At 72.1% G+C, this 20,883-nt stretch carries 19 protein-coding genes; 5 read left to right on the top strand and 14 right to left on the bottom strand.

Translation table 11 applies throughout. The annotated features are described in order from the left end of the window. Nucleotides 1-15: 15 nt before the first annotated feature. A complete protein-coding gene (locus IE207_RS14230) occupies nt 16-1,443 on the bottom strand; it encodes a sensor histidine kinase (RefSeq protein WP_190184730.1) in 1,428 nt (475 codons plus the stop codon). A gap of 58 nt (nt 1,444-1,501) precedes the next feature. Next, nucleotides 1,502-2,179 (bottom strand): response regulator transcription factor, encoded by a 678-nt coding sequence (locus tag IE207_RS14235; RefSeq protein ID WP_190184516.1) that lies wholly within the window; start codon nt 2,177-2,179, stop codon nt 1,502-1,504. 202 nt (nt 2,180-2,381) lie between these two features. Between IE207_RS14235 and IE207_RS14240 the strand changes: the two genes are divergently transcribed. Beyond that, nucleotides 2,382-2,957 carry a hypothetical protein gene (locus tag IE207_RS14240; protein WP_190184517.1) on the top strand — a complete coding sequence of 192 codons (576 nt, stop codon included), beginning with the start codon at nt 2,382-2,384 and terminating at the stop codon, nt 2,955-2,957. 9 nt (nt 2,958-2,966) lie between these two features. Here the strand turns inward: IE207_RS14240 and IE207_RS14245 are convergent, their stop codons facing one another. Together IE207_RS14245 and IE207_RS14250 are read right to left on the bottom strand one after the other, a co-directional pair. Then, nucleotides 2,967-4,592, bottom strand: coding sequence for an AMP-binding protein (locus IE207_RS14245; protein WP_190184518.1), 1,626 nt, complete (start codon nt 4,590-4,592; stop codon nt 2,967-2,969). Between the two features lie 110 nt (nt 4,593-4,702). Then, nucleotides 4,703-6,985 (bottom strand): HelD family protein, encoded by a 2,283-nt coding sequence (locus tag IE207_RS14250; protein WP_229873714.1) that lies wholly within the window; start codon nt 6,983-6,985, stop codon nt 4,703-4,705. Nucleotides 6,986-7,233: 248 nt separating this feature from the next. On the opposite strand from IE207_RS14250, the gene IE207_RS14255 reads away from it, so the two are divergent. Together IE207_RS14255 and IE207_RS14260 are read left to right on the top strand one after the other, a co-directional pair. After that, nucleotides 7,234-7,575, top strand: a complete 342-nt coding sequence (locus IE207_RS14255) for a hypothetical protein (RefSeq protein ID WP_190184520.1) — start codon at nt 7,234-7,236, stop codon at nt 7,573-7,575. A 60-nt stretch (nt 7,576-7,635) separates the two neighbouring features. Continuing rightward, entirely contained in the window at nt 7,636-8,448 is an 813-nt protein-coding gene (locus IE207_RS14260) for a class I SAM-dependent methyltransferase (protein WP_190184521.1), read from the top strand. Between the two features lie 68 nt (nt 8,449-8,516). On the opposite strand, the gene IE207_RS14265 is transcribed toward IE207_RS14260, so the two are convergent. Next, nucleotides 8,517-9,989 carry a multicopper oxidase family protein gene (locus tag IE207_RS14265; protein WP_190184522.1) on the bottom strand — a complete coding sequence of 491 codons (1,473 nt, stop codon included), beginning with the start codon at nt 9,987-9,989 and terminating at the stop codon, nt 8,517-8,519. A 440-nt stretch (nt 9,990-10,429) separates the two neighbouring features. Here IE207_RS14265 and IE207_RS14270 point away from each other — a divergent pair, with 440 nt between their 5' ends. Next, complete coding sequence (locus IE207_RS14270; RefSeq protein WP_190184523.1) at nt 10,430-10,933, top strand: hypothetical protein; 504 nt, start codon at nt 10,430-10,432, stop codon at nt 10,931-10,933. A gap of 66 nt (nt 10,934-10,999) precedes the next feature. Here IE207_RS14270 and IE207_RS14275 read toward each other — a convergent pair whose 3' ends face one another. From IE207_RS14275 to IE207_RS14300, 6 genes are all read right to left on the bottom strand, one after another. Beyond that, nucleotides 11,000-11,593, bottom strand: coding sequence for a TetR/AcrR family transcriptional regulator (locus IE207_RS14275; RefSeq protein WP_190184524.1), 594 nt, complete (start codon nt 11,591-11,593; stop codon nt 11,000-11,002). 68 nt (nt 11,594-11,661) lie between these two features. Next, nucleotides 11,662-12,258 (bottom strand): HutD/Ves family protein, encoded by a 597-nt coding sequence (locus IE207_RS14280; protein WP_190184525.1) that lies wholly within the window; start codon nt 12,256-12,258, stop codon nt 11,662-11,664. Between the two features lie 54 nt (nt 12,259-12,312). Then, nucleotides 12,313-14,079, bottom strand: coding sequence for a glycosyl hydrolase family 18 protein (locus IE207_RS14285; RefSeq protein ID WP_190184526.1), 1,767 nt, complete (start codon nt 14,077-14,079; stop codon nt 12,313-12,315). A 150-nt stretch (nt 14,080-14,229) separates the two neighbouring features. After that, nucleotides 14,230-15,567 carry a VWA domain-containing protein gene (locus IE207_RS14290; protein ID WP_229873715.1) on the bottom strand — a complete coding sequence of 446 codons (1,338 nt, stop codon included), beginning with the start codon at nt 15,565-15,567 and terminating at the stop codon, nt 14,230-14,232. Nucleotides 15,568-15,711: 144 nt separating this feature from the next. Continuing rightward, nucleotides 15,712-15,915, bottom strand: a complete 204-nt coding sequence (locus IE207_RS14295; RefSeq protein WP_030228921.1) for a cold-shock protein — start codon at nt 15,913-15,915, stop codon at nt 15,712-15,714. 239 nt (nt 15,916-16,154) lie between these two features. Next, a complete protein-coding gene (locus tag IE207_RS14300) occupies nt 16,155-16,817 on the bottom strand; it encodes an NADPH-dependent F420 reductase (RefSeq protein WP_190184527.1) in 663 nt (220 codons plus the stop codon). Between the two features lie 208 nt (nt 16,818-17,025). On the opposite strand from IE207_RS14300, the gene IE207_RS14305 reads away from it, so the two are divergent. Beyond that, a complete protein-coding gene (locus tag IE207_RS14305) occupies nt 17,026-17,517 on the top strand; it encodes a hypothetical protein (protein ID WP_190184528.1) in 492 nt (163 codons plus the stop codon). Between the two features lie 98 nt (nt 17,518-17,615). Here IE207_RS14305 and IE207_RS14310 read toward each other — a convergent pair whose 3' ends face one another. The 3 genes from IE207_RS14310 to IE207_RS14320 form a co-directional block, all read right to left on the bottom strand. Then, a complete protein-coding gene (locus tag IE207_RS14310; RefSeq protein WP_190184529.1) occupies nt 17,616-18,977 on the bottom strand; it encodes an FAD-dependent oxidoreductase in 1,362 nt (453 codons plus the stop codon). A 189-nt stretch (nt 18,978-19,166) separates the two neighbouring features. Then, entirely contained in the window at nt 19,167-19,700 is a 534-nt protein-coding gene (locus tag IE207_RS14315; protein WP_190184530.1) for a GNAT family N-acetyltransferase, read from the bottom strand. A 57-nt stretch (nt 19,701-19,757) separates the two neighbouring features. Further along, the gene (locus IE207_RS14320; RefSeq protein ID WP_190184531.1) at nt 19,758-20,825 is read right to left on the bottom strand and encodes a GNAT family N-acetyltransferase; all 1,068 of its coding nucleotides are present in this window, start codon (nt 20,823-20,825) and stop codon (nt 19,758-19,760) included. Nucleotides 20,826-20,883 lie beyond the last annotated feature (58 nt).

Raw genomic sequence — 20,883 nt, forward strand, 5'->3', positions numbered from 1 at the left:
GGGCGGTCAACACGTTCAGGGCACTGGCCGGCCCTCGCCTCGGTCCGGCCCCGGCTCGGCCCATGATCCGCCGGACGAGCCCCGGGCCGTCCGCGGCAGCGTCGCCACCAGGCGGGCGCCGCCATCGGGGGCGGCGTGGACCGAGAGGGAGCCGCCCAGACCGGTGGCGATGTCGCGGGCTATCGCCAGGCCCAGGCCCGACCCTCCCTCGTCCCGGCTACGGGCGTCATCGAGCCGGGTGAAGCGTTCGAAGACCCGCTCCCGGTCCGCCTCCGCGATGCCGGGCCCGTCGTCGGACACCTCCAGCACGGCGAGGTCCCGCTCCTCGTCCACCCGCAGGGACAGCGACACCCGCCGGGCGGCGTGCCGTTGGGCGTTGTCCAGCAGGTTCCTGACGAGCCGGGACAGCCACAGCGTGCTGCCGCGCACGGTCACCCCGGGCGCGAGCTCCACCCCCACCGGCACACGGTCGCCCCCGCGCGGGCGCGCCGCCTCACGGGCGACCGCGGTGAGGTCGACCGGGGCGGCCGGCGCCGGTTCGGCGGTGTCCAGACGCGCCAGCAGGAGCAGGTCCGCCGCCAGGTCCTGGAGCCGGACGGTGTCCTCCAGCGCGCCGCTGACCAGCTCGCCCCACAACGCCGGGTCGGGATGCGCCTGCGCCACCTCCAACTGCGTACGGAGCACCGTGATGGGGCTGCGCAGTTCGTGCGAGGCGTCCGCGATGAACTGCCGCTGCCGGATCCCGGCGGCTTCGAGCCGGTCGAGGGTCGCGTTCACCGTCACGGCCAGCCGGGCGACCTCGTCCTGGCTCGGCGGCACGGGCACCCGGCGGTGCAGGTCGCGCTCGTTGATCTCCGCGACCTCCGCGCGGATCGCCTCGACCGGCCGCAGCGCCCAGCCCGTCACGCGCCAGGTGACGAGCGCGACCGTCAGGACCAGCAGCGGCACCATGACCGCCAGCGCGGCGGTGATCATGTCCCCGGCGGTGTCGGCCTGCCGCAGCGAGGTGCCCGCGTAGACGGTGACCAGCCCCGACGCCGTGGCGGTCGTGACCTGCACGACGCGCTGGCGGTGTTCCTCGCGCACCGGACGGCCGTTCCACGTGTCCCGGACCGTTCCGGGACGCGCGGGGCGGACCCCGGAGAGAGCGGGACGGCCGGCGAGGTTGGGACTGGCCGCCAGCACCCGGCCCCCGGCGTCCACGACCTGGAGGAAGTCCGTTCCGCGCCCGGCGGCCAGCACCGGGTCGAGCCGGCCTCCCGCCGCCATCCCCGCGGTGGCCACCGCCTGCCGCTCCGCGTCCGCCTGGGCGCTGCGCTCCAGGTTGCCGTGGAGCAGTCCGAGCAGGGCGAAGGAGACCGCCCCGAGGGCGACGGCGACCACGGCGGACGCCCCGAGCGTCGCCCGGGCGCGTACGGAGCGCGGTCGCGGGGCGCCCGCCAGGAGCCGTCGTACCACAAGGGCCCGTGCGCGCAGCCGGGCGCCGGGCCGGGACGTCCGCTCAGCCACCGTCGGCCGCCAGCCGATATCCGGCGCCGCGCACCGTCTCCACCGCGGCCCGCCCGAAGGGTGCGTCGATCTTCCGGCGCAGGGCGCTGACGTGGACCTCCACGACGTTGAGGTCGCCGTCGTAGGCGGCGTCCCACACGTTCTCCAGGATCTCGCGCTTGGGCACCACCTCCCCGGCCCGCCGGGCCAGGTACTCCAGGACGGCGAACTCGCGGGAGGTCAGGCGCACTTCCGCCTGGCCGCGGGTGCACCGTTGCGCGGCCGGGTCGACCACCAGGTCACCGAAGGTCATCGTCTGCGGGCGGCGGCGGCCGGTGCGCCGGATCAGCGCGCGCAGCCGGGCCACGAGGACGACGTAGGAGAACGGCTTGGCCAGGAAGTCGTCGGCGCCGGTGTCCAGGGCTTCGGCCTCGTCGTACTCGCCGTCCTTCGCGGTGAGCATCAAGATCCCCGACTCGCAGCCCGCCGCGCGCAGCCGGGCGCAGACCCGGTAGCCGTTGAGGCCCGGAAGCATGATGTCGAGCACGATGGCGTCGTAGTCGTGCTCGGCAGCCAGCCACAGGCCCTGGGTGCCGTCGTGGGCGACGTCCACCGTGAAGCCCTCGGCTCCGAGTCCCCGCTGCAGGGCGGCGGCCAGCCGCCGCTCGTCCTCGACCACCAGTACGCGCATGGGGTCAAGGTTCGCAGGTGGACCCCGGCGGTTGCTGAAGGGGTCTTCAGCTCGCTTCAGCGCAGCTTCAGGATGCGCGGCGCACGATCTGCCCTGCCGGGCGGAGCGCCCGGAGTACGCGAGGAGCAGCCAGATGACCCATTCCACTCCCCAGCCTTCGGATGACCGGCCCGCGGACGCCGTTGAGACGAAAGCGGTCCCTGTGGACGCCGCGCCGGCCGGCCGTCGTGGCAGGCTCGTCCGGCTGACCCGGCAGGGGCGTACGCGTTGGGTGGCCCTCGGGCTGGTGGTGCTGGTCGGCGGCGGCGCCGCAGCGGCGGCCGTGGCGGTCGCCGAACACCGGCACGAGGAGCGCGAGGGCCACGCGTCCTTCGCCGGGGAGCACGGCCACGGTGAAGGGCCGAAGGGCGGCCGGACGGACGGCCGGCGGGAGACCGACGGCCGCACGGGCGGCCGTGGGACGGAGCACGGCGCACCCGGGTGGGGACGGCCGGGCCGGGCGGGTGGTGCGGAGGCGGCCGCTCCCGCGCCGCTGCCCGCGCTGCCCGCCCCGCAGGCGGTGGACAAGGCGGCCGGGGCCGTCTCCGGTGGCAAGGTGGAGTCCCTGCGCGTGGTCGTGGAACAGGGCGGGGCGAGCGCGTGGGACGCCGTGGTCCTCGGCCCGGACGGGGTCAGGCACGACGTCACCCTCTCCGGGAGCGACGGCACGGTGACGGGCAACACGGTCCTGGAGAAGGGCGACGCGGCCGTGGAGAAGGGCCCGAAGGCCCCGCGCTGACGCCGACGCTCAGCCGGTTCCCAGGAGGCGGGTGGCCGTCTCGCGCATCTCGACCTTGCGGATCTTCCCGGTGACGGTCATCGGGAACTCGTCCACGACGTGGACGTAGCGCGGGATCTTGAAGTGGGCGAGGCGGCCTTCGCAGTACGCGCGAACGGCTTGCGCGGTCAGCGGCTCGGCGCCTTCGCGCATCCTGACCCACGCCATCAGCTCCTCCCCGTACTTGGCGTCGGGGACTCCGATGACCTGGACGTCCAGGACGTCCGGGTGTCCGTGGAGGAACTCCTCGATCTCGCGCGGGTAGATGTTCTCGCCGCCGCGGATCACCATGTCCTTGATCCGGCCGGTGATGCTCAGGTAGCCGTCGTCGTCCATGACGGCCAGGTCCCCGGTGTGCATCCAGCGTGCCGCGTCGACGGCTTCGGCGGTCCGGTCGGGTTCGCCCCAGTAGCCGAGCATCACGGAGTATCCCCGGGTGCACAGTTCGCCCGGCTCCCCGCGCGGGACGGTCCGGCCGGAGGACGGATCGACCACCTTGACCTCCAGGTGCGGGCCGACACGGCCCACGGTCGACACCCGGCGTTCGACGGAGTCGTCCGCGCGGGTCTGCGTCGACACCGGCGAGGTCTCGGTCATGCCGTAGCAGATGGAGACCTCCGCCATGCCCATCTTGTCGATGACCTCCTTCATCACCTCGACGGGGCAGGTCGAGCCGGCCATGATGCCGGTCCGGAGGCTGGAGAGGTCGTACGCGTCGAAGCCGGGGTCGGCGAGCTCGGCGATGAACATCGTCGGCACCCCGTACAGCGACGTGCACGACTCGGCCTCCACGGCCGCCAGCGTGGCCGCAGGGTCGAACGACGGCGCCGGGATGACGAGCGCCGCCCCGTGGCTCGTACACGCCAGCGCACCCATCACCATGCCGAAACAGTGGTAGAACGGCACCGGGACGCAGACCCGGTCCTGCTCGGTGTAGTGGCACAACTCCCCGACGAAGAAGCCGTTGTTGAGGATGTTGTGGTGGGACAGCGTCGCACCCTTGGGGAAGCCGGTGGTCCCGGAGGTGTACTGGATGTTGACCGGGTCGTCGGGGCTCAGCGCCGCCTGCGCGCGGGCCAGTTCGGCCGGATCGCCCTGCCTGCCGCTCTCCAGCAGGGAGGTCCAGAGAGCGCCTTCGAACAGGAGGGTGAACTCCAGCTCCGGGCAGCGCGGGCGCACCTCCTCGATCATGGCCGCGTAGTCGGAGGTCTTGAACCGCTCGGCGGCGGCCAGCAGCCGGATCCCCGACTGCCGCAGCACGTACTCCAATTCGTGCGGGCGGTAGGCGGGGTTCACCGTGACGAGGATCGCCCCGATCTTGGCGGTGGCGTACTGGACCAGCGTCCATTCGGGGCGGTTGGGCGCCCAGATGCCGACCCGGTCGCCCTTGGTGATGCCGAGGTCCAGCAGGCCGAGCGCGAGCGCGTCGACGTCCGCCGCCAGCTCCGCGTACGTCCAGCGGCGGCCGGTGGCCATGTCGACGAGCGCGTCGCGCTCGGGGAACCTGCGCACGGTGCGGTCCAGGTTCTCGCCGATCGTGTCGCCGAGCAGCGGCACTTCGTGGACCCCGTACGCGTAGCTGGTCTCTGCGGACACACGACCTCCCGTAACCGGTGGTGCGCGCGGGGCCCCGGTGGGCCGGCGCCCCCCTATGATCGCCGCGCGGGGCGGTCGGGACCAGGGGCGCGGCGGCCCGTGGGCCCGGTTCACCTCGACACGAGCGCCTCCCCCAGTTCCTCCGGCAGGGGCCCGGTGTGCAGGACCCCGAGGGACTGCGTGGCGCGGGTCAGCGCCACGTACAGGTCGCTCGGCGCGATGTCCGCCGGCTCCACGACCAGCACCGTGTCGAACTCCAGCCCCTTGGCCTGGCGCGGATCGAGGAGCACGACCGCGTGGGTGAGGTCCGGTTCCGCGCCGGCCCGCACACCGGGCAGCGCCGCGGTCAGGGCCTCGTGCAGCGGACGGGGGGCGATGACCGCGAGCCGGCCCTCCTGCGGGGTGCCGGTGCGCACCGCCTCGGCGAGCGCGGCGGGGAGGTCGTCCGTCGCCCGGCTCCACGGCCGTACGCCCGTGGAGCGCACGGAGCGGGGCGGTTCGAAGCCGGGGTGGCGGGCCCGGAGCACGGCGGATGCGACGTCCATGATCTCGGCGGGCGTACGGTAGTTCACGCCGAGCCGCACCAGCTCCCAGCGGTTGCCGACGTACGGGGCGAGGATGCGCTTCCAGGAGCCGCAGCCCGCCTCGTCGCCCGTCTGGGCGGGGTCCCCCACCAGGGTCATGGAGCGGGTGGGACAGCGCCGCATCAGCAGCCGCCAGGCCATCGCGGACAGCTCCTGCGCCTCGTCGACGATGACGTGGCCGAAGGCCCAGGTCCGGTCGGCGGCCGCGCGTTCGGCGGCGCTGCGGTGGTCGGCCTCCTCGTGCCGTTCGGCCATGCGCTCCGCGTCGATGATGTCGTGCGCGGCGAGGTACTCGTTCTCGGCGTCTTCGAACTCGTAGGACTCCGAGCCCTGTGAGAGGTCCAGGACGCCCTGCGCGTACGCGATGCGCTCCAGGCGCTCCCGCTCCTCCGCGGCGCGCCGCGCACTGTCGTCCTCGCCGAGCAGTTCGGCGGCCTCGTCCAGCAGCGGGATGTCCGCGGCCGTCCAGCCGGTCTCCGTCGCGGGGCGCCGGATCAGCTCGGCGTCGGCGGCGTCCAGGTACGTGGGGTCCGCCAGGAAGTCCGTGACCAGTTGCTCGGGGGTGAGGGGCGGCCAGAGCGTGTCGATGGCCGCGTGCACCTCGGCGCTGGTGGCGATCTCCTTGCCGAGCTGGGCGATGTCGTCGGGCCCCAGCAGGTTGGGGCCGCCGTAGGGGTCCGCGCCGAGCCGGTCGGCGAGCTGCTCGGTGAGCGCGTCGATGACGCGGAACGCGAAGTAGGGCCGCGCGAGGTTGTGCGGGAGTCCGGTGGCGCGGGCCCGGTCGCGGGCCTCGTGGGCCATCGTCCGGTCCAGCAGCAGGGTCCCGTAGTCGTCGTGGTCGATCTCCAGGGCCGGCTCGGGGACCACGGAGCTGTCCTCGCCGCTGCCCGCCGGAACGTTCTCCGGCAGCGCCTGGCGGTCGCCCACGACCCGGGCGAGCACGTCGGCCATCGCCGCGCGGCCCTTCACGGCCGCGGCGCCGGGGCGGTCGGCGCGGGTGGCGTGGACGCCGGGGAACAGCTCGCCGACCGTGGCCAGGAGCACGCCCGTCTCGCCGAGGGCGGGCAGGACCTCGCCGATGTAGCCGAGGAACGCCGGGTTGGGTCCGACGATCAGCACGCCGCGCTTGGCGAGGAGTTCGCGGTACGCGTACAGGAGGTAGGCGGCGCGGTGCAGGGCCACCGCGGTCTTGCCCGTTCCGGGGCCCCCTTCCACCACGAGGACGCCGGCGTGCGGGGAGCGGATGATCCGGTCCTGCTCGGCCTGGATGGTCTGCACGATGTCGTGCATCCGCCCGGTCCGGGCGGCGTCGAGGGCGGCGAGCAGGACGGCGTCCGCGTCGGCCCCTTCGTGGCCGGTGCGTTCGGTGTCGGTGAGGTCGAGGATCTCGTCGTGCAGTGCGGTGACCTCACGGCCCCGGGTGGTGATGTGCCGGCGTCGGCGCAGCCCCATGGGGGTGTGGCCGGTGGCGAGGTAGAAGGGGCGGGCGACTTCGGCCCGCCAGTCGAGGACGAGCGGGGTGCGGTCCGGGTCGTCCTGCCTGATTCCGATGCGGCCGATGTGGTGGTCCCGGCCGTCGGAGAACTCCAGCCGGCCGAAACACAGACCGTTCTCGCCGGAGTTCAGAGCGGAAAGCAGACCGGACTGCTCGGCGACCAGCACATCCCGCTCCAGGCGTGCCTGCAACCCGCTTCCCGGCTCGGCGAGCGCGCTCCGGACGGCGCGTTCGGCCTGGTCGCGCAGGTCGTCGAGGCGTGCGTAGAGCCCAGTGATGAATTGCTGCTCATTCCGGAATTCCTCGGTTGACAATTCCACTCCTGACGCGATACAGTGCTTACGTAAAGGTCCACGTAAAGCTTCTTCATGTAACCCTTGCGGGTCGACGTGAAATAACCAATATACGCAGAGAATCGCCCCGGCCGCCATTGAGGTCCGGGGTTTTTTGTTGTGGCTGCCCGGCTGCCGTCCGTCCCGGCCGCCCCACTAGGGTGGGGCGGCCGGAGTACCGAGAGAATGCCGGGCCGCGGTGTGGCCGTGTGGCAGGAGATGGAGCCCCCATGGACGTTCAGCACTTCACGCGGATCACCGCGTTCATCGAGGCGCGCCTCACCCCGCTTTTCGCCGCCGAGACCGGCAGCGAGAACGGCTTCGCGATGGACGACACCTCCCGGGCCCTGCGCGCCCTGCGCAACGCGGTGCTGGAGGCGTCCGCGGTCAAGGGCCTCATTCAGCAGCGGGCCGAGGCCGAGCCCGCCCTCCGCCGCGTCATCGACCAGTCGGTGGAACACCACTGGGACGTCCTGCGCGGCATCGCCCGCCAGTGGGAGGACCACCCCGACTTCGCCCGGGAGTTCAAGCGTCACGCCTGGGAACTCGACGGGGCGCCCGCCGCGGGCTGACCCACCCCGACACAGTCCCTCTTCGCGCCCTGCGGGCACCCGGTGGGTCATCGTGACCGTATGACGGAGCAGAGGTTCGACGTCTGGGCAGCGGGGGACGCCTACGAGAGGTACATGGGGCGCTGGAGCCGTCTCGTGGCCGACCGGTTCGTGGACTGGCTGGGCGTCGCGGACGGCGCGGTGTGGCTCGACGTCGGCTGCGGCACGGGCGCCCTGACCTCCTCGGTCGCCCGACGGGCCCGCCCGCGCCTGGTCGTCGGGGCCGACCGTTCGGCCGGCTTCCTCACCGCGGCGCGCGCCGCCACGGGTCCGCTGGCGCGGTTCGTGCGCGCCGACGCACGCTCGCTGCCCGTGCGCGACGGGGCGTGCGACGCGGTGGTCAGCGCGCTCGCCCTCAACTTCCTCCCGACGCCGGACACCGCGCTCACCGAAGCGGCGCGCGCGACACGGCCGGGCGGGCTCGTCGCCTGCTACGTGTGGGACTACGGCGAGGGCATGGAACTCCTGGGCCGCTTCTGGGAAGCGGCGACGCTACTGGACCCGGCCGCGGCCGCGCTCGACGAGCGGCACCGCTTCCCGCTCTGCCGCCCGGAGGCACTGCGCGCGCTGTGGACGGCGGCGGGGCTGGACGGCGTGCACGTCGCGCCGATCGAGGTGCGGGCCGGCTTCGCCGCGTTCGCCGAGCTGTGGGAGCCGTTCCTGGCCGGCCAGGGTCCCGCCCCCGGCTACGTCGCGGCCCTCGCCCCGCCCGAGCGGGAGCGGCTGCGCGGAGCGTTGCGCGCTTCCCTGCCGGTCCGGCCGGACGGCTCCCTCACGCTGGGGGTGCGCGCCTGGGCCGTCCTCGGCCGCAAGCCGTCCCCCGGCGCGGTCTGAAACCGGCCGCGCCGGGCCGATGGGCCGGGCCCCGGGGCCGAGCGGCCGCGCCGGGCGGCCGCGCGACGTCAGGAGATGCGCATGTTCGCCATCATGCCCATCGCCCCGTGGTCGAACAGGTGACAGTGGTAGACGTACGTGCCCCGGTACCCGGTGAAGGTCGCCTGGATCTTCACCGTCTCGCCCGGCTTGAGCGGCACGGTGTCCTTGAGCCCGGTCTCCGGGCCTTCGGTGACCGCCTGGCCGTTGCGTTCCAGCACCCGGAACTGCACCAGGTGCATGTGGAAGTTGTGCGGCGCGTACTGGTTGGCGTTGTGGACGGTCCAGATCTCGGTGGCACCGTAGGCGATCTCGGTGTCGATCCGGTTCATGTCGTACGTCTTGCCGTTGATGTACGCCATGCTGCTCGGGGCACCCGTCTCGTCCATCCGCATGTCGATGCTGCGGTCGACGGTCGCGGTGGGCAGCGGCGGGAGCGTCCTGAGCTGCGTGGGGACCACGCTGTCGTCGCGCGCGGAACGGGTGACGCGGAACTGCAGGACAGCTCCGATCTCATTGGCCGGCTCGTCCCGGTCGACGTGCTTGTTGCGCAGCTCGATGGTGGTGCCGACGGGGTAGCGGGAGAAGTCGATGACGACGTCCGCCCGCTCGCCCGGGGAGATGGACACCGTGTCGGTGCGGTAGGGGGCGCTCAGCAGGCCGCCGTCGGTGCCGATCTGCACGATCTCCGAGCCGTCCGCGAGGCTCAGGCCGAAGAACCGCTGGTTGGCGGTATTGGTGAAGCGCAGCCGGTACTTGCGTGCCGCGACCTCGAAGTAGGGCCACGCCTTGCCGTTGGCGAGGATGACGTTGCGGTGGCGGAAGTCGCCCATCTCGTAGACCAGTTCACCGGTGTCGGTGAAGCGGGCGTCGCGCAGCGAGACGGGGATGTCGTAGCTGCCGGAGGGCAGGCCCAGCCGGCGTTCGGTGTCGTCGGTGAGGATGTAGGTGCCCGTCATGCCGCGGAAGACGTTCTCCGACTCCATGTGGTGGGCGTGGTCGTGGAACCAGAGGTTCGCGTGCGGCTGGGTGTTGGGGTACGTGTACGTCTTGCTGCCGCCCTTGGCCGCGATGAGGTCCATCGGGGAACCGTCGCTGTCCTGCGGGACGTGGGCGCCGTGGAGGTGGATCGAGGTGGGCACGTCCAGCGCGTTGGTCTGCTTGACCACGACCCGGCGGCCCGATTCGGCCTTGATGACGGGGCCGGGGAAGGAGCCGTTGAAGGTGCGCAGCTTGGTGGTCAGTCCCGGCACGACCTCCTTGGAGGCTTCCTTCAAGGTCATCCGGTAGTAGCTGGTGGTGCTCGTGGTGAGGTACGGCTGGAGCACCGGCGCCAGCGGCATCCGCTGCGTGAACTTCGCTATGCCGGCCGGGTCGAGCTCGGCTCCGGCGGCGCGGGGCTCGTTCGCGGCGGCGTTCACGACCGGCAGCAGCATGCCGCCCGTACCGATGACGCTGGTGGCGGCCACGCCTGCCCGGACGACGGTCCTACGACTGATCACTGTTCCCCCGAGGGTGCTGCCCCGGCGACTGACGCGCCGGCGGGTCGGCATGTAGGTGGTAGCGGATGGGGCAAGTGTGCGAGTGGCCGGTCGGGACTCACTCGTGTGCCGGACAAGCCCCGTACGACTCGGCGGCGAACTCGCGCCAAGAGGCGCCATCCGGCCAAATCTTTGGCATGGGCCTGACATTTCAAGACCCCTGTGCGACCTTCCGTGAACGTGCACGTGACGGAGTGCGTGACCTGTGCGTGAACGTGTGCGTGAACGTGTGCGCGATTCGACCGCACCGGTCCCCCGGGCGGTCTCCGGTCCGGACACGAAGGCTCTCTCCCCCCGGCCGGCCCGCGGGAACCCCCGCCCGCGACGGCCGGGCGCACTGCGGCGCGGCCCCCCGGGCCCCGCCCGTACACCCCCACACGTACGTGGCAAGGAGGAGCGACATGAGGAAGTTCCCGACCTGGCCGGGCGTCACCGCGCTGGTCGCCGCGGTGGTCCTCGGCGGATCCACGACGGCTGTGGCCCTCGGGCCCACCGCCGACCAGAAGGTGGACGGCGTCATCGTCGTCTCGGGCAACACGTGCAGCTGGACGAACGCGCGCACCAGCGCCGTCCCGCCGGGCGCCCTGACCGTCGACCGGACCGGCATCAACGCCCCCGGCGGCAATCTGGCCTGCGGGGGCGGCATCACCGCCTCCCTCAACAACAACCCGGCGTTCACCTTCGACGACGCGAGCGGTGTCGCGAGGACGGACGCCATCGACATCAACGGCAAGATGAGCTTCGTCTCCTGCCGGTTCAAGGCGACCAACATCGTGTGGAACCGTGACGGTTCCACACGCAGGTACGTGAACCAGGCCTTCACCGCGACCAAGGTCTCGGGCAGTTTCCTGTGTCCGGGCTCGGTCACCACGGCCGCAGGGGACGCCTCCATGCTGTTCCACTGAACCGTGCGGTTCCGCTACTGACACGATGCGCGCCGCGGGCCCCCGAGCCCCGCGGCGCGCGTCACCTCACTGCGGACGCAGCGAGCGCCAGATGCTGTCGGGCAGCAGCTTGGCGGCCTCGGCCAGGTCGATCTCGTACGTGCTCGACAGCCAGCGCCGGGCGGCCTCCGCGACCGGCCCCATGACCAGGACCTCGATCACCGGACCGGGCATCGCGGCGATTTCGCCCTTCGCCACGCGGGCGCCGAACCACTGCGCCACCGGCTGGAGCATGACGGACTTCGCGGCGGAGATCTCCTCGGCATGGACGGCGAGGTAGCCGGAGTAGGCCGACGCGTGCAGGAAGAGCGCGGCGTCCCGCTGCTCTTCGGTGAAGCGCAGGTACGACCGGACCAGCGCCCGGACTCCGGTGCGCGCCGTCCGGGTGCGGAGCAGGGCGGCGATCATCTGCTCGAACAGCTCGCCCATGCAGCGGGTGTAGAGGGCGGCCGCGAGGCCGTCGAAGCTGCCGAAGTGGTGGTAGAGGCTGCCGAGGCTCACGCCGCTGGCCTTGGTGACGGCGTTGACGGTGAAACCCTGCTGTCCCGCTTCGGCGTACACCCGCAGCGCGGAGTTCAGGACCAGGTCGACAGTGGCCTGGCCACGCTGTTGCTTCACCATGCGGGTCAGCGTAGAGCAGGAACCGGCCGGCACCGCCCCCGGGGAATCCGGCCCGTTCCGGCATGCGGTCACCGGGGGCGCGGTGTCAGCCGGACCACGGCCGCCCGACCGGCGCAGCGGAGCGTGCGGTTGCCCGGAGCGGTGACCAGGGCGGCGTCGTAGGGGCCGAGCCGGAGAGAGTCTCCGAGTACCGCCCGCGCGTCCAGTACCACGACCAGCACTGTCGCGCCGGGCGACACGGCGAGCGTCAAGTCTCCGCGCACTACGGCCACTTCGGCTTCGACGGCGTCCCTGCGGTACATCACGTTGAAGTTCACGACGGGACCCCCGAGGAGCCGGCACCGGGTCGGCTGGTCGCCGGGGAAGCGCTGTGGGGCGAAACGTTCGTCCACGAGGCGGTGTACGCCGCCGATCGTCAGGTCCATGCCCGCGCCTTCGGCGAGGGTGAGCGTGCGGTCCACTCCGGGAAACGCGGAGAACGGCCCGTCGGCGGTGACGTCGGCGAGGCTGGCCCGCCAGAGGAAGTCCTCCATGCCGGCGCCTTCGGGCCGGACGGCTACCTCCCGGGTGACTCCCCCGCCGTTCTTCCAGGGCGCAGCCTGCCGCCCGGCCGCGCGCAGGACACGCACCCCGCCGTCCGTGCCGCTGCTGGTGCCGTTCGTCATGTCGCCGCCCTTCCGGGCCCGGGGTGCGCCCCCGGGCCCGGCCGAGACTAGCCGCTAGCCGTTTTGCGGGCTCACCGCGAGGTCGTCCGCGTAGACCGCGCCCTGGCCGTACCAGCCGTGCAGGTAGACCGTGACCGTGCCGGAGGCGCCGGTGGTGAACGGCACGGTCAGCTTGGTCCAGCCCGCCGAGCTGGTCCACGTACTGCCGCCTGCGCCGCCGCGCACGCCGAGGTAGGCGTAGCCGCCCTGTACCCAGCCGCTCAGGGTGTAGGCGGTGTTGGGCGCGAGGGTGAGGGTCTGTGCGCACTCACCGGTCTGCGCGGAGGTCGGCGAGCCATTGAGGGCGTACGTGCCCCCGTGCGCGGGAGCGGTGACGACGGCGCCCCCGCTCTCGCAGGTCCACGGGGCGAGCGAGCCGCTCTCCAGGCCCCCGTTGACCAGTGCCCCGCTGTCTCCGCCCGGTCCGGGGACGGTCAGGGTGAAGCCGGCGGAGTGGGTGACCCGGCCCCCGCCGGCGGTGATGGTGAGCGGGTAACTGCCCGGCGCGGCCGTGGCGCCGACGGCGATCGTGAGCCGGGCGGAGCCGCCCGCCGTGACGGTGGCGGGGCTGAGGGTGGCCGTCACTGCGGCGGGGGCGCCGGTGACGGTCAGGGTGAGGGGCTGCGCGGCGCCGGAGACGACGGCCGTGCCGACCGTCGCGGTGGCCGTGCCGCCGGGGGCGACGGAGGCCGACCTCGGGGTGACCGAGACGGAGAAGTCGTCCGCGACGGGCCCGCCGCCGCCCGTGAAGGGCGCGAACGTGTGGGTGAAGTACCACGGGTCCTGGGCGATGCCCGAACAGGTGTCGGAGCCGCCGGTCCCGGGGCAACCGCCGTTGTCGCGCTGGAGGGCCCAGAAGGAGAGGGTGTTGATGCCCTTGGCGGTGGCCCAGTCGTAGACGGCCTTCGCGTCGGCGGTGGTGAAGGTCTCGGCGGGACCGTAGTCGTCGATGCCGGGCATCTCGGTGACGCCGATCATCCCCCAGAGCTGGGCGGGGGTCTTGGCCGGGTAGAGGGCGGCGAGCTGGTTGTAGAGGCCTTCGGCGGCGGTGCGGGTGTCATCGGCCATGTGGTGCGTGGCGCCGTCGTAGTAGTCGAAGGTCATGAGGTTGACGACGTCCACCTGCGCGCCCGCCGTCTTGGCGCTCTTGAGCACTGCCAGTCCGCTGCTCGCGAGGCCGCCCGTGGTGGTGGGAAGGGTGTAGGAGACCTGGAGGGGCCGGCCGGCCGCCACGGCCCGGTCCTGCACCTTCTTGATCGCCTGGTTGCGGCGGTCGATGCCCGCCTTGTCGGTCAGCGAGTTGTCCTCGATGTCCATGTCCAGGCGGGTGATGTCGTAGGTGGTGATGACCTTCTCGTACGCGGCGGCGATGGAGTCCACGTTGGTGCAGCTGTCGGCGATCTCCGTTCCGCCGTTGTCGGCCGCGTAGCCGCCGAACGAGGGGATGACGTCCCCGCCGCGCGAGCGGATGGTGGCGAAGTCGGCGCCGAAGACGGAGGCGGAGACGGGCTGGGCGGTACTGCCGTTCCAGTAGGGGGTGCAGGAGCCCTTGGCCTCGGTCTGGACGAAGGCCATGGTCAGGTACTTGGCGCCGGACTTCTGGGCGAGGTCGGCGGGGCTGTCGGAGGAGTACGCCTCGAAGTACGGGGCGAACACGTGGGCGGGCAGCGGCGTCGCGGCATGCGCGGCGCCGGTGCCCGCTGCGAGGACCAGGCCGGCCGACGCGGCGAGGGTGGCGAAGGCGGCGAGTAAGGAGTGGACGGGGCGTGGACGTCGTCTCATCGAAGCTCCCGGTGGGGCGCGAGCGAACGGGCGGACGCCTCATGATTGGTCTGGACCAGGAGGAGGTCAAGGGTCCAGACCAATCCGAATCGCTGCGGCCGGGGTGCCGGCACCACGAGGCGCACGGTCCGTCGGAGGCGCGTGGCACGGTCAGTGCAGGATGCCCGCCTCGCGGGCGGCACGGATCCAGGAGGGGAACTCCGACAGGAGGCGGTCGTACAGTTCGGGGTCGGAGATCCGGTCGATGTCGTCCACGGCGAAGAAGCCGACGTTGTCGACACGGCGGCCGGGCATGGTGTCGAAGCGTTCCAGCACTCCGAACCCGGCCCGGCCGAGGCCGACGAACTGCCAGAACACGGGCTCCTCGACGGCCGCGCGCAGCTCCCGCTCGATCTCGTCGTTGCGGTAGACGCCGCCGTCGGAGAAGAACAGGACGAGGGTCGGGGCGGGCACCGGGTGGTCGCGCACGTAGGCACGCACCTCGGCGATGACCCGCTGTTCTTCGTTCTGGAAGCCGACCGCACGCATGTCGATCTGGCCGGGGAGCAGTCCCTTGGCCGGCTTGTTCCGGCCGAAGAGGCTCATCTGGCCGACCCGGACGTGCAGGCGCAGCCAGTCGGGCAGTTCGGCGACCGTGAGGTCGGGCAGCCTCGCGGGGTGGGTGGCGAAGGTCCAGGCCTGCATCTCGCCGTCGTCGTCGAGCTGCGCCGCGACGGCGGCCATCCGTTCCACCACACCGGCCACCGTGCCGCGTGCGTACAGGGTGGACATGGAGCCGGACGCGTCGAGTACGAGGACGACCCGGGCGCTGACTCCGGCGGCGCCGCTCTTGGTCAGGCTGACGGCGACCTGTTGCTTGCGCAGGGAGAGGCGCTCGCGCATTTCGGTGGGCAGCCGTTCCTCGCCCTTGACCATGCGGACGGCGGCCGCGGGCGCGGCCACGGGAGCCCGCGGGGGCGCCGGCGCCGGCAGCCGGTCGTCCACCGTGATGCCGAAGTCGGTCGCCAGTCCGGCCAGGCCGCTCGCGTACCCCTGCCCGACCGCCCGGAACTTCCAGGCACCCGCGCGCCGGTAGAGCTCGCCGCTGACGTACGCGGTCTCGGTGTCGGCGGTCATGTCGAAGCGGGCGAGCTCGGTCCCGGAGGCCGCGTCCAGGAGCCTGAGGTGCAGCCCGGGCACCCGGCCGAAGCTGCCGCCCTCGGCGGAGGCGCACAGGACGACCCGTCGGATCTCGGGCTCCAGGGTGGCCAGATCGACGTCGAGCGTGTCCGCGCCGGGCTGCTTGCCGAGGTGGCGTACGGCGCCCGAGGCGTGCCGCGGCTGGTTGTAGAAGACGAAGTCCCCGTCGGAACGCACGCGACCGCTGTCGGTCAGCAGGAGTGCCGAGGCGTCCACGTCCGGTACGCCCGGCCCGGCCGACCAGCCGAGCACGGCTCTGACGGAGGCTGACCCCACGGGCAGGTTGGCGCCCTTGCTCAATATCGTCACGGCGCACAGTCTGCCCCTGCGCCCGCCGCGGCGGAACGTCCGCGCGGGCGGAACGCATCGCCGGGCAGGGGGGCAGCCCGGCAACGCGTAGAGGCCCGCACCTCACGGTGCGGGCCTCTACGTTGGTCACACGCCAAGGTTGCGTCAGGCGGGAACGATGTTCTCGGCCTGGGGGCCCTTCTGGCCCTGCGTGACGTCGAAGTTCACCTTCTGGCCTTCCTGAAGCTCACGGAAGCCCTGGGTGGCGATGTTCGAGTAGTGGGCGAACACGTCAGCGCCGCCACCGTCCTGCTCGATGAAGCCGAAGCCCTTTTCCGCGTTGAACCACTTCACGGTGCCAGATGCCATATGAGTTTCTCCTTCGGGGCTGTACCCGGACCCACACTGTGCGGGAACCGGTGTTGAAGTAATGATTGCCCCGTCCGAAAAAACATCGGAATAAAGTTTTGGGAACCACAACTGCAACTGCGCTGACCGTAGCACAGCGCAGGCCGTCCGGCACGGAAGGTTTCTGCTTCTTCATTCCCAACACCGTGAATCTTCACCGGCATTCGATGAATTTCTGTACCGGTGGCAACAGATATTCGTCAGCCGCGGAAGGCCTCCGGCCGCTCCGGAGAGGCCTCCGCGAGCGCCTTGGTGACGGCTTCGACGCCCGCGCGCAGGCCGTACACCGGAGTGTCGGGCTGCTGACGCCAGGAGTCGTCGATGCCACCCGCGTCGACGGTGTCGAAGCCGAGCTCGTCGATGAGCGCCCGTACGGTCTTCTTCGCCGCCTCGTCGTCGCCGGCGACCGGCAGCGCCATCCGGTCGGGGGCCCCGGCCGGCCGGGGCCGTTCCAGGATGTCGACGGCGTAGGTGCCGTTGAAGGCCTTGATCACCGGGTGGCCCAGGTGGCGTTCGGTCCAGCGGCTCTCGGTCAGGCCGTCGTCCTCGATGCCGGGGATGCGGCCGTCGCGCTCGCGGGGGTAGTAGTTGCAGGTGTCGATGACCGCGAAGCCCTCCGCCGCGCCGTCGAAGAGCCCGGCGGGCAGGTCGGGCACGTTCTTGAGGGGGACGGTGACCACGACGACCTCCGCGCCGCGGGCCGCCTGGGCGACCGTGACGGGCGTGGCGCCGGTCTCCTCGGCCAGCGCCGTGAGGGTTTCGGGTCCGCGGGAGTTCGCCACGGAAACCTCGTGTCCGAGGGCGGTGAGCCGGCGGGTGAGGTTGCCGCCGATGTTGCCGGCGCCGATGATGCCGATCTTCATGAGCTCTCCAGTGCAGTGCGCGGTTTCGGGTATCGCCTCTGTCCGAACTCCACGGGCCCCCACGGCATTCCGGATCCTTCGGCGCAGCCGGGTGGATTTTCAGCCATTTTCCGCAGCCCGAGAACCGGAGTGGCCCGAGAGGGGTCTTTCGGGGCAGTGCCGGGGACCGTACCGGCAGGTTTCGCACCACGGGGAAAGGTACGAAAATATGTCCAAGCTTCCGGCCAAGCGCGCGGCCATTGCCCTCGCCGCCGCTGCGACCGCCGCCGCGGCCGCGCTCTCCCTGACCTTCGTCACCGACGCGTCCGCCTCCGCGCCCGCCCCGGGCACCGCCCGGACGGCGACGGCGCTGCCCTCCGTATCCGGCAGCCCCGAGGGCGCGTTCACCCGTATCGCCGACTTCTACGGCTCCTACATCGACGCGGTGTACGACGGGGACGGCAAGACCGCCGACCAGCTGCGCGCCTTCTACCTCTCCAAGCCCCTCCAGCAGGAGCTCAGGCAGTGGGAGGAGGCGAACCACGCGAACGGCGTACTGCGCGCCCAGAACGTGCCCCTCCAGTGGAAGGTCGCCTCGACCGGCAGCGGGACGGGCAAGACGAACGCCACGGTCACCCTGACCTGGGGCGGCGGCGACACCACGGAGATCCACGTCCAGGCCGACCTCAAGACGCGCAAGATCACCTCGATCAAGGACTGATCCGCGCGCCGACGCAGCCGAAGCGTCCGACGCAAGAGGGGGCCCGCCACCGGCGGGCCCCCTCCATGTCATCCCCGGCGCTCAGGCCCGGACAGGGCCTAAGCCCCGCTCGCTTCGAGCATGTCCTCGCGCTCGACCAGCTTCACGCGCTCGCGGCCCTGCGGTTCACCCAGCGCCTTCTCCGCGGCGTCCAGCTTGTACCAGCCCTCCCAGGTGGTGAACCGGACCCGGCGCTCCGCCAGGAACGCCTCGACGGCTTCCGGAGCCGGCGAGGCCGGGGTGAGCAGCCGCCCTGCGGCGTGGTCGGCGAGCAGGCTCGCCACCGTCTCGTTCGCGTCGCCCTTGGTGTGGCCGATCAGGCCGATGGGACCGCGCCGGATCCAGCCGGTGACGTACGTCGAGGGCAGGTGCGCACCGGCCTCGATCACCCGGCCGCCCTCGTCGGGGACCGTGCCGGACTCGACGTCCCAGGGGAGCTTGGGCAGTTCGTCGGAGAGGTAGCCCACGGCCCGGTACACCGACTGGACGTCCCAGTCCGTGAACCGGCCCGTGCCCTTGACGTTGCCCGTGCCGTCGAGTTCGGTCCGCTCGGTGCGCAGGCCAACGACCTTGCCGTCCTCGCCGAGCACCTCGACGGGCGATTCGAAGAAGTGCAGGAACAGCTTGTGCGGGCGGTCGCCGGTGTCGCGGATCGCCCAGTTCTCCAGGGTCTTGGCGACCATGTCGGCCTGCTTGTTGGCGCGGCGGGCGGCGATCGAGCCCTCGTCGTAGTCGATGTCCTGGGGGTCGACGATGACCTCGATGTTCGGCGAGTGGTCCAGTTCGCGCAGCTCCATCGGACTGAACTTCGCCTGCGCCGGTCCGCGACGGCCGAAGACGTGCACTTCGAGCGCCTTGTTGGCCTTGAGGCCCTCGTGCACGTTCGGCGGGATCTCGGTCGTCAGCAGCTCGTCCGCCGTCTTCGCGAGGATGCGTGCGACGTCGAGCGCGACGTTGCCGACGCCGAGGACGGCGACCTTCTCGGCCTCCAGCGGCCAGGTGCGCGGGACGTCCGGGTGGCCGTCGTACCAGGAGACGAAGTCGGCGGCGCCGTACGAGCCCTCCAGGTCGACACCGGGGATCCGCAGCTCGCGGTCGGCGGTGGCGCCCGTGGAGAAGATCACCGCGTCGTAGAACGCGCGCAGCTCGTCGAGGGAGATGTCGTTCGGGTAGTCGACGTTGCCGAAGAGGCGGACCTGCGGCTTGTCGAGCACCTGGTGCAGGGCGGTGATGATGCCCTTGATGCGCGGGTGGTCGGGGGCGACGCCGTACCGGATCAGGCCGAAGGGGGCCGGCATCCGTTCGAAGAGGTCGATGGAGACGCCTGGTTCGGCGGCCGCCTCGGACTTGAGCAGCGCGTCGGCCGCGTAGATGCCGGCGGGGCCGGCGCCGACTATCGCTACCCGCAGAGGGCGAGGCATGTGTGGGTTCCCTTCCACCGACAAACTGGCTGATCAAAGTGAACCCTAAGCTAAGGCCACCCTAACCGGGCACCCGGCCCCTGCTTATGACCTCATAAACAGCTCTTATGACATCCCAAAGGGCCGCTTTGGGGACGCCGGGACCACGGCCGGCCTCGTACGCGGTATTCAAGCCCCCGTACTGGGTACTCAGGCCTCGTACTCGGTCAGGTCGATGAAGTGGACGTCGAGCAGGGCGCCCGACTCCGGCGCCTCGACCCGCCGCTCCGACTCCATGCCCAGCTTGCGGATGACGTTCTCGGACTCCTCGTTGCCGGCCCGGTTGACCGCGATGACCCGGTCCAGTCCCCGGTCCTGGAGGGCGAACTCCAAGGTGGCCTGGGCGGCTTCCGAGGCGTATCCCTGGCCCCAGAACGGCCGGCCGAGACGCCAGGTGATCTCGACGGCGGGCATGACCTCGGGCAGCCACTCCGGCACGGACAGGCCGACGGCGCCGATCAGCTCCCCCGAAGCCAGCAGCTCGACGGCGAACAGGCCGAAACCCTCCTCGTCCCACTCGTCCTCCCAGCGCTCGATGGCGTCGGCGGTCTCCTCCAGGTCGAGCGTGGATCCGTCACCGATCCAGCGCATCACCTCGGGGTCGGCGTTGATCTCCGACAGCGGGACGAGGTCGTCGTCGGTCCAGCGGCGGAGCAGGAGGCGGGGGGTACGGATCTCGGTCATGCCCTCATCCTGCCGAACGCGGCCCCACCAGGGTTAATCGGGCCCCCGTGCGGGCTTTCAGCGGGGGCGCAGCAGGTAGCGGACCGCGCCGTCCACCGAGCCGTCCCGCTCGAACCCGGCCCGCCGGACCACGGCGTGCGAGGGCGCGTTGCCGACATCGACGACGGCCCGCAGCGCGGTCAGCCCGGGCTGCTCGAAGGCCCATCCGGCCAGGGCGCGCAGGGCTTCGGTCGCGTGTCCGTGGCCCCGGGCCGAAGGCAGGAGGTCGTAGCCGACCTCCGCGTGCCCTTCGGGGTCGGGCGCGCCGTGGAAGCCGATGCCGCCGATCGCCCTGCGGTCGGTGTCGCGGACGATGGCGTACGGGCCCCAGCCCGGGTGGTACTCGCCGACCTCGCGCGCCAGGCCCAGCATCCCGGCGGCGATCCTGGTCCCCTCGGGCGGCCCGTCTTCGGCCCACACGAAGCCGCCGGGGCCGCCGGTGTGCAGGTCGGCGGCGGCCGAGGGGCTGATCTCGCACAGAACGACGCCCTCCCCCCGGACAGGGTTGGCGTACCAGCGCCAGTGCCGTCGGCGGGGCAGGCCGGGCAGGTCGGCCCGGCCGGTGGCACCCAGGAGCGAGCCCCACGCGTCAGCCGGGGCGGCGCGCGGGGCGTGCGGGAAGAGCCGGTCGAGGATCAGGGCGCTGGTGTGCCCGGAGCCGGTCCAGCCGGTGGCGCCGAGGCCGTGCAGGATGTCGTGGGTGTGCAGCAGCACCTCGGTGGCGCCCATGGCGGCGAACCCGTCGGCGCCGGCCGCGCCGGCGGGATGCCAGGCGCGGTCCTCCGCCCGGGCCGCGAGGACGGCGGCCGCCAGGAGGCGTCCGGTCGCCGCGATGAGGTCCGTCAGGTCGCCGGGCGTGGTGCCGGGGGCGGCGCCGGCCCTCATGGGCAGCCAGGAGTCGGGCACGCGGCCGGCCGGCTGCGCGGCGAAGGCAGTCAGGTCTGCAATGAGGTGGACGGCGGTCTCCGCGCAGCTCCACTGCAGCCCCGCCGCCGGCCGGGACCAGTCGCGGTCCGCGACCTCGCGCAGGGCGGCGACTGCGTCCGTGACGGTGCGGGTGAGGTCGTCGGCGGTGAAGGGGGCCATGACGTGGACCTTAAGGCCGTTCCGGTCGGTGGCCGGAGGCCGGGCCGCCCCGGAGTCG

Origin of the sequence: Streptomyces cirratus (assembly GCF_014650775.1) — a bacterium.
Classification (GTDB): domain Bacteria; phylum Actinomycetota; class Actinomycetes; order Streptomycetales; family Streptomycetaceae; genus Streptomyces; species Streptomyces cirratus.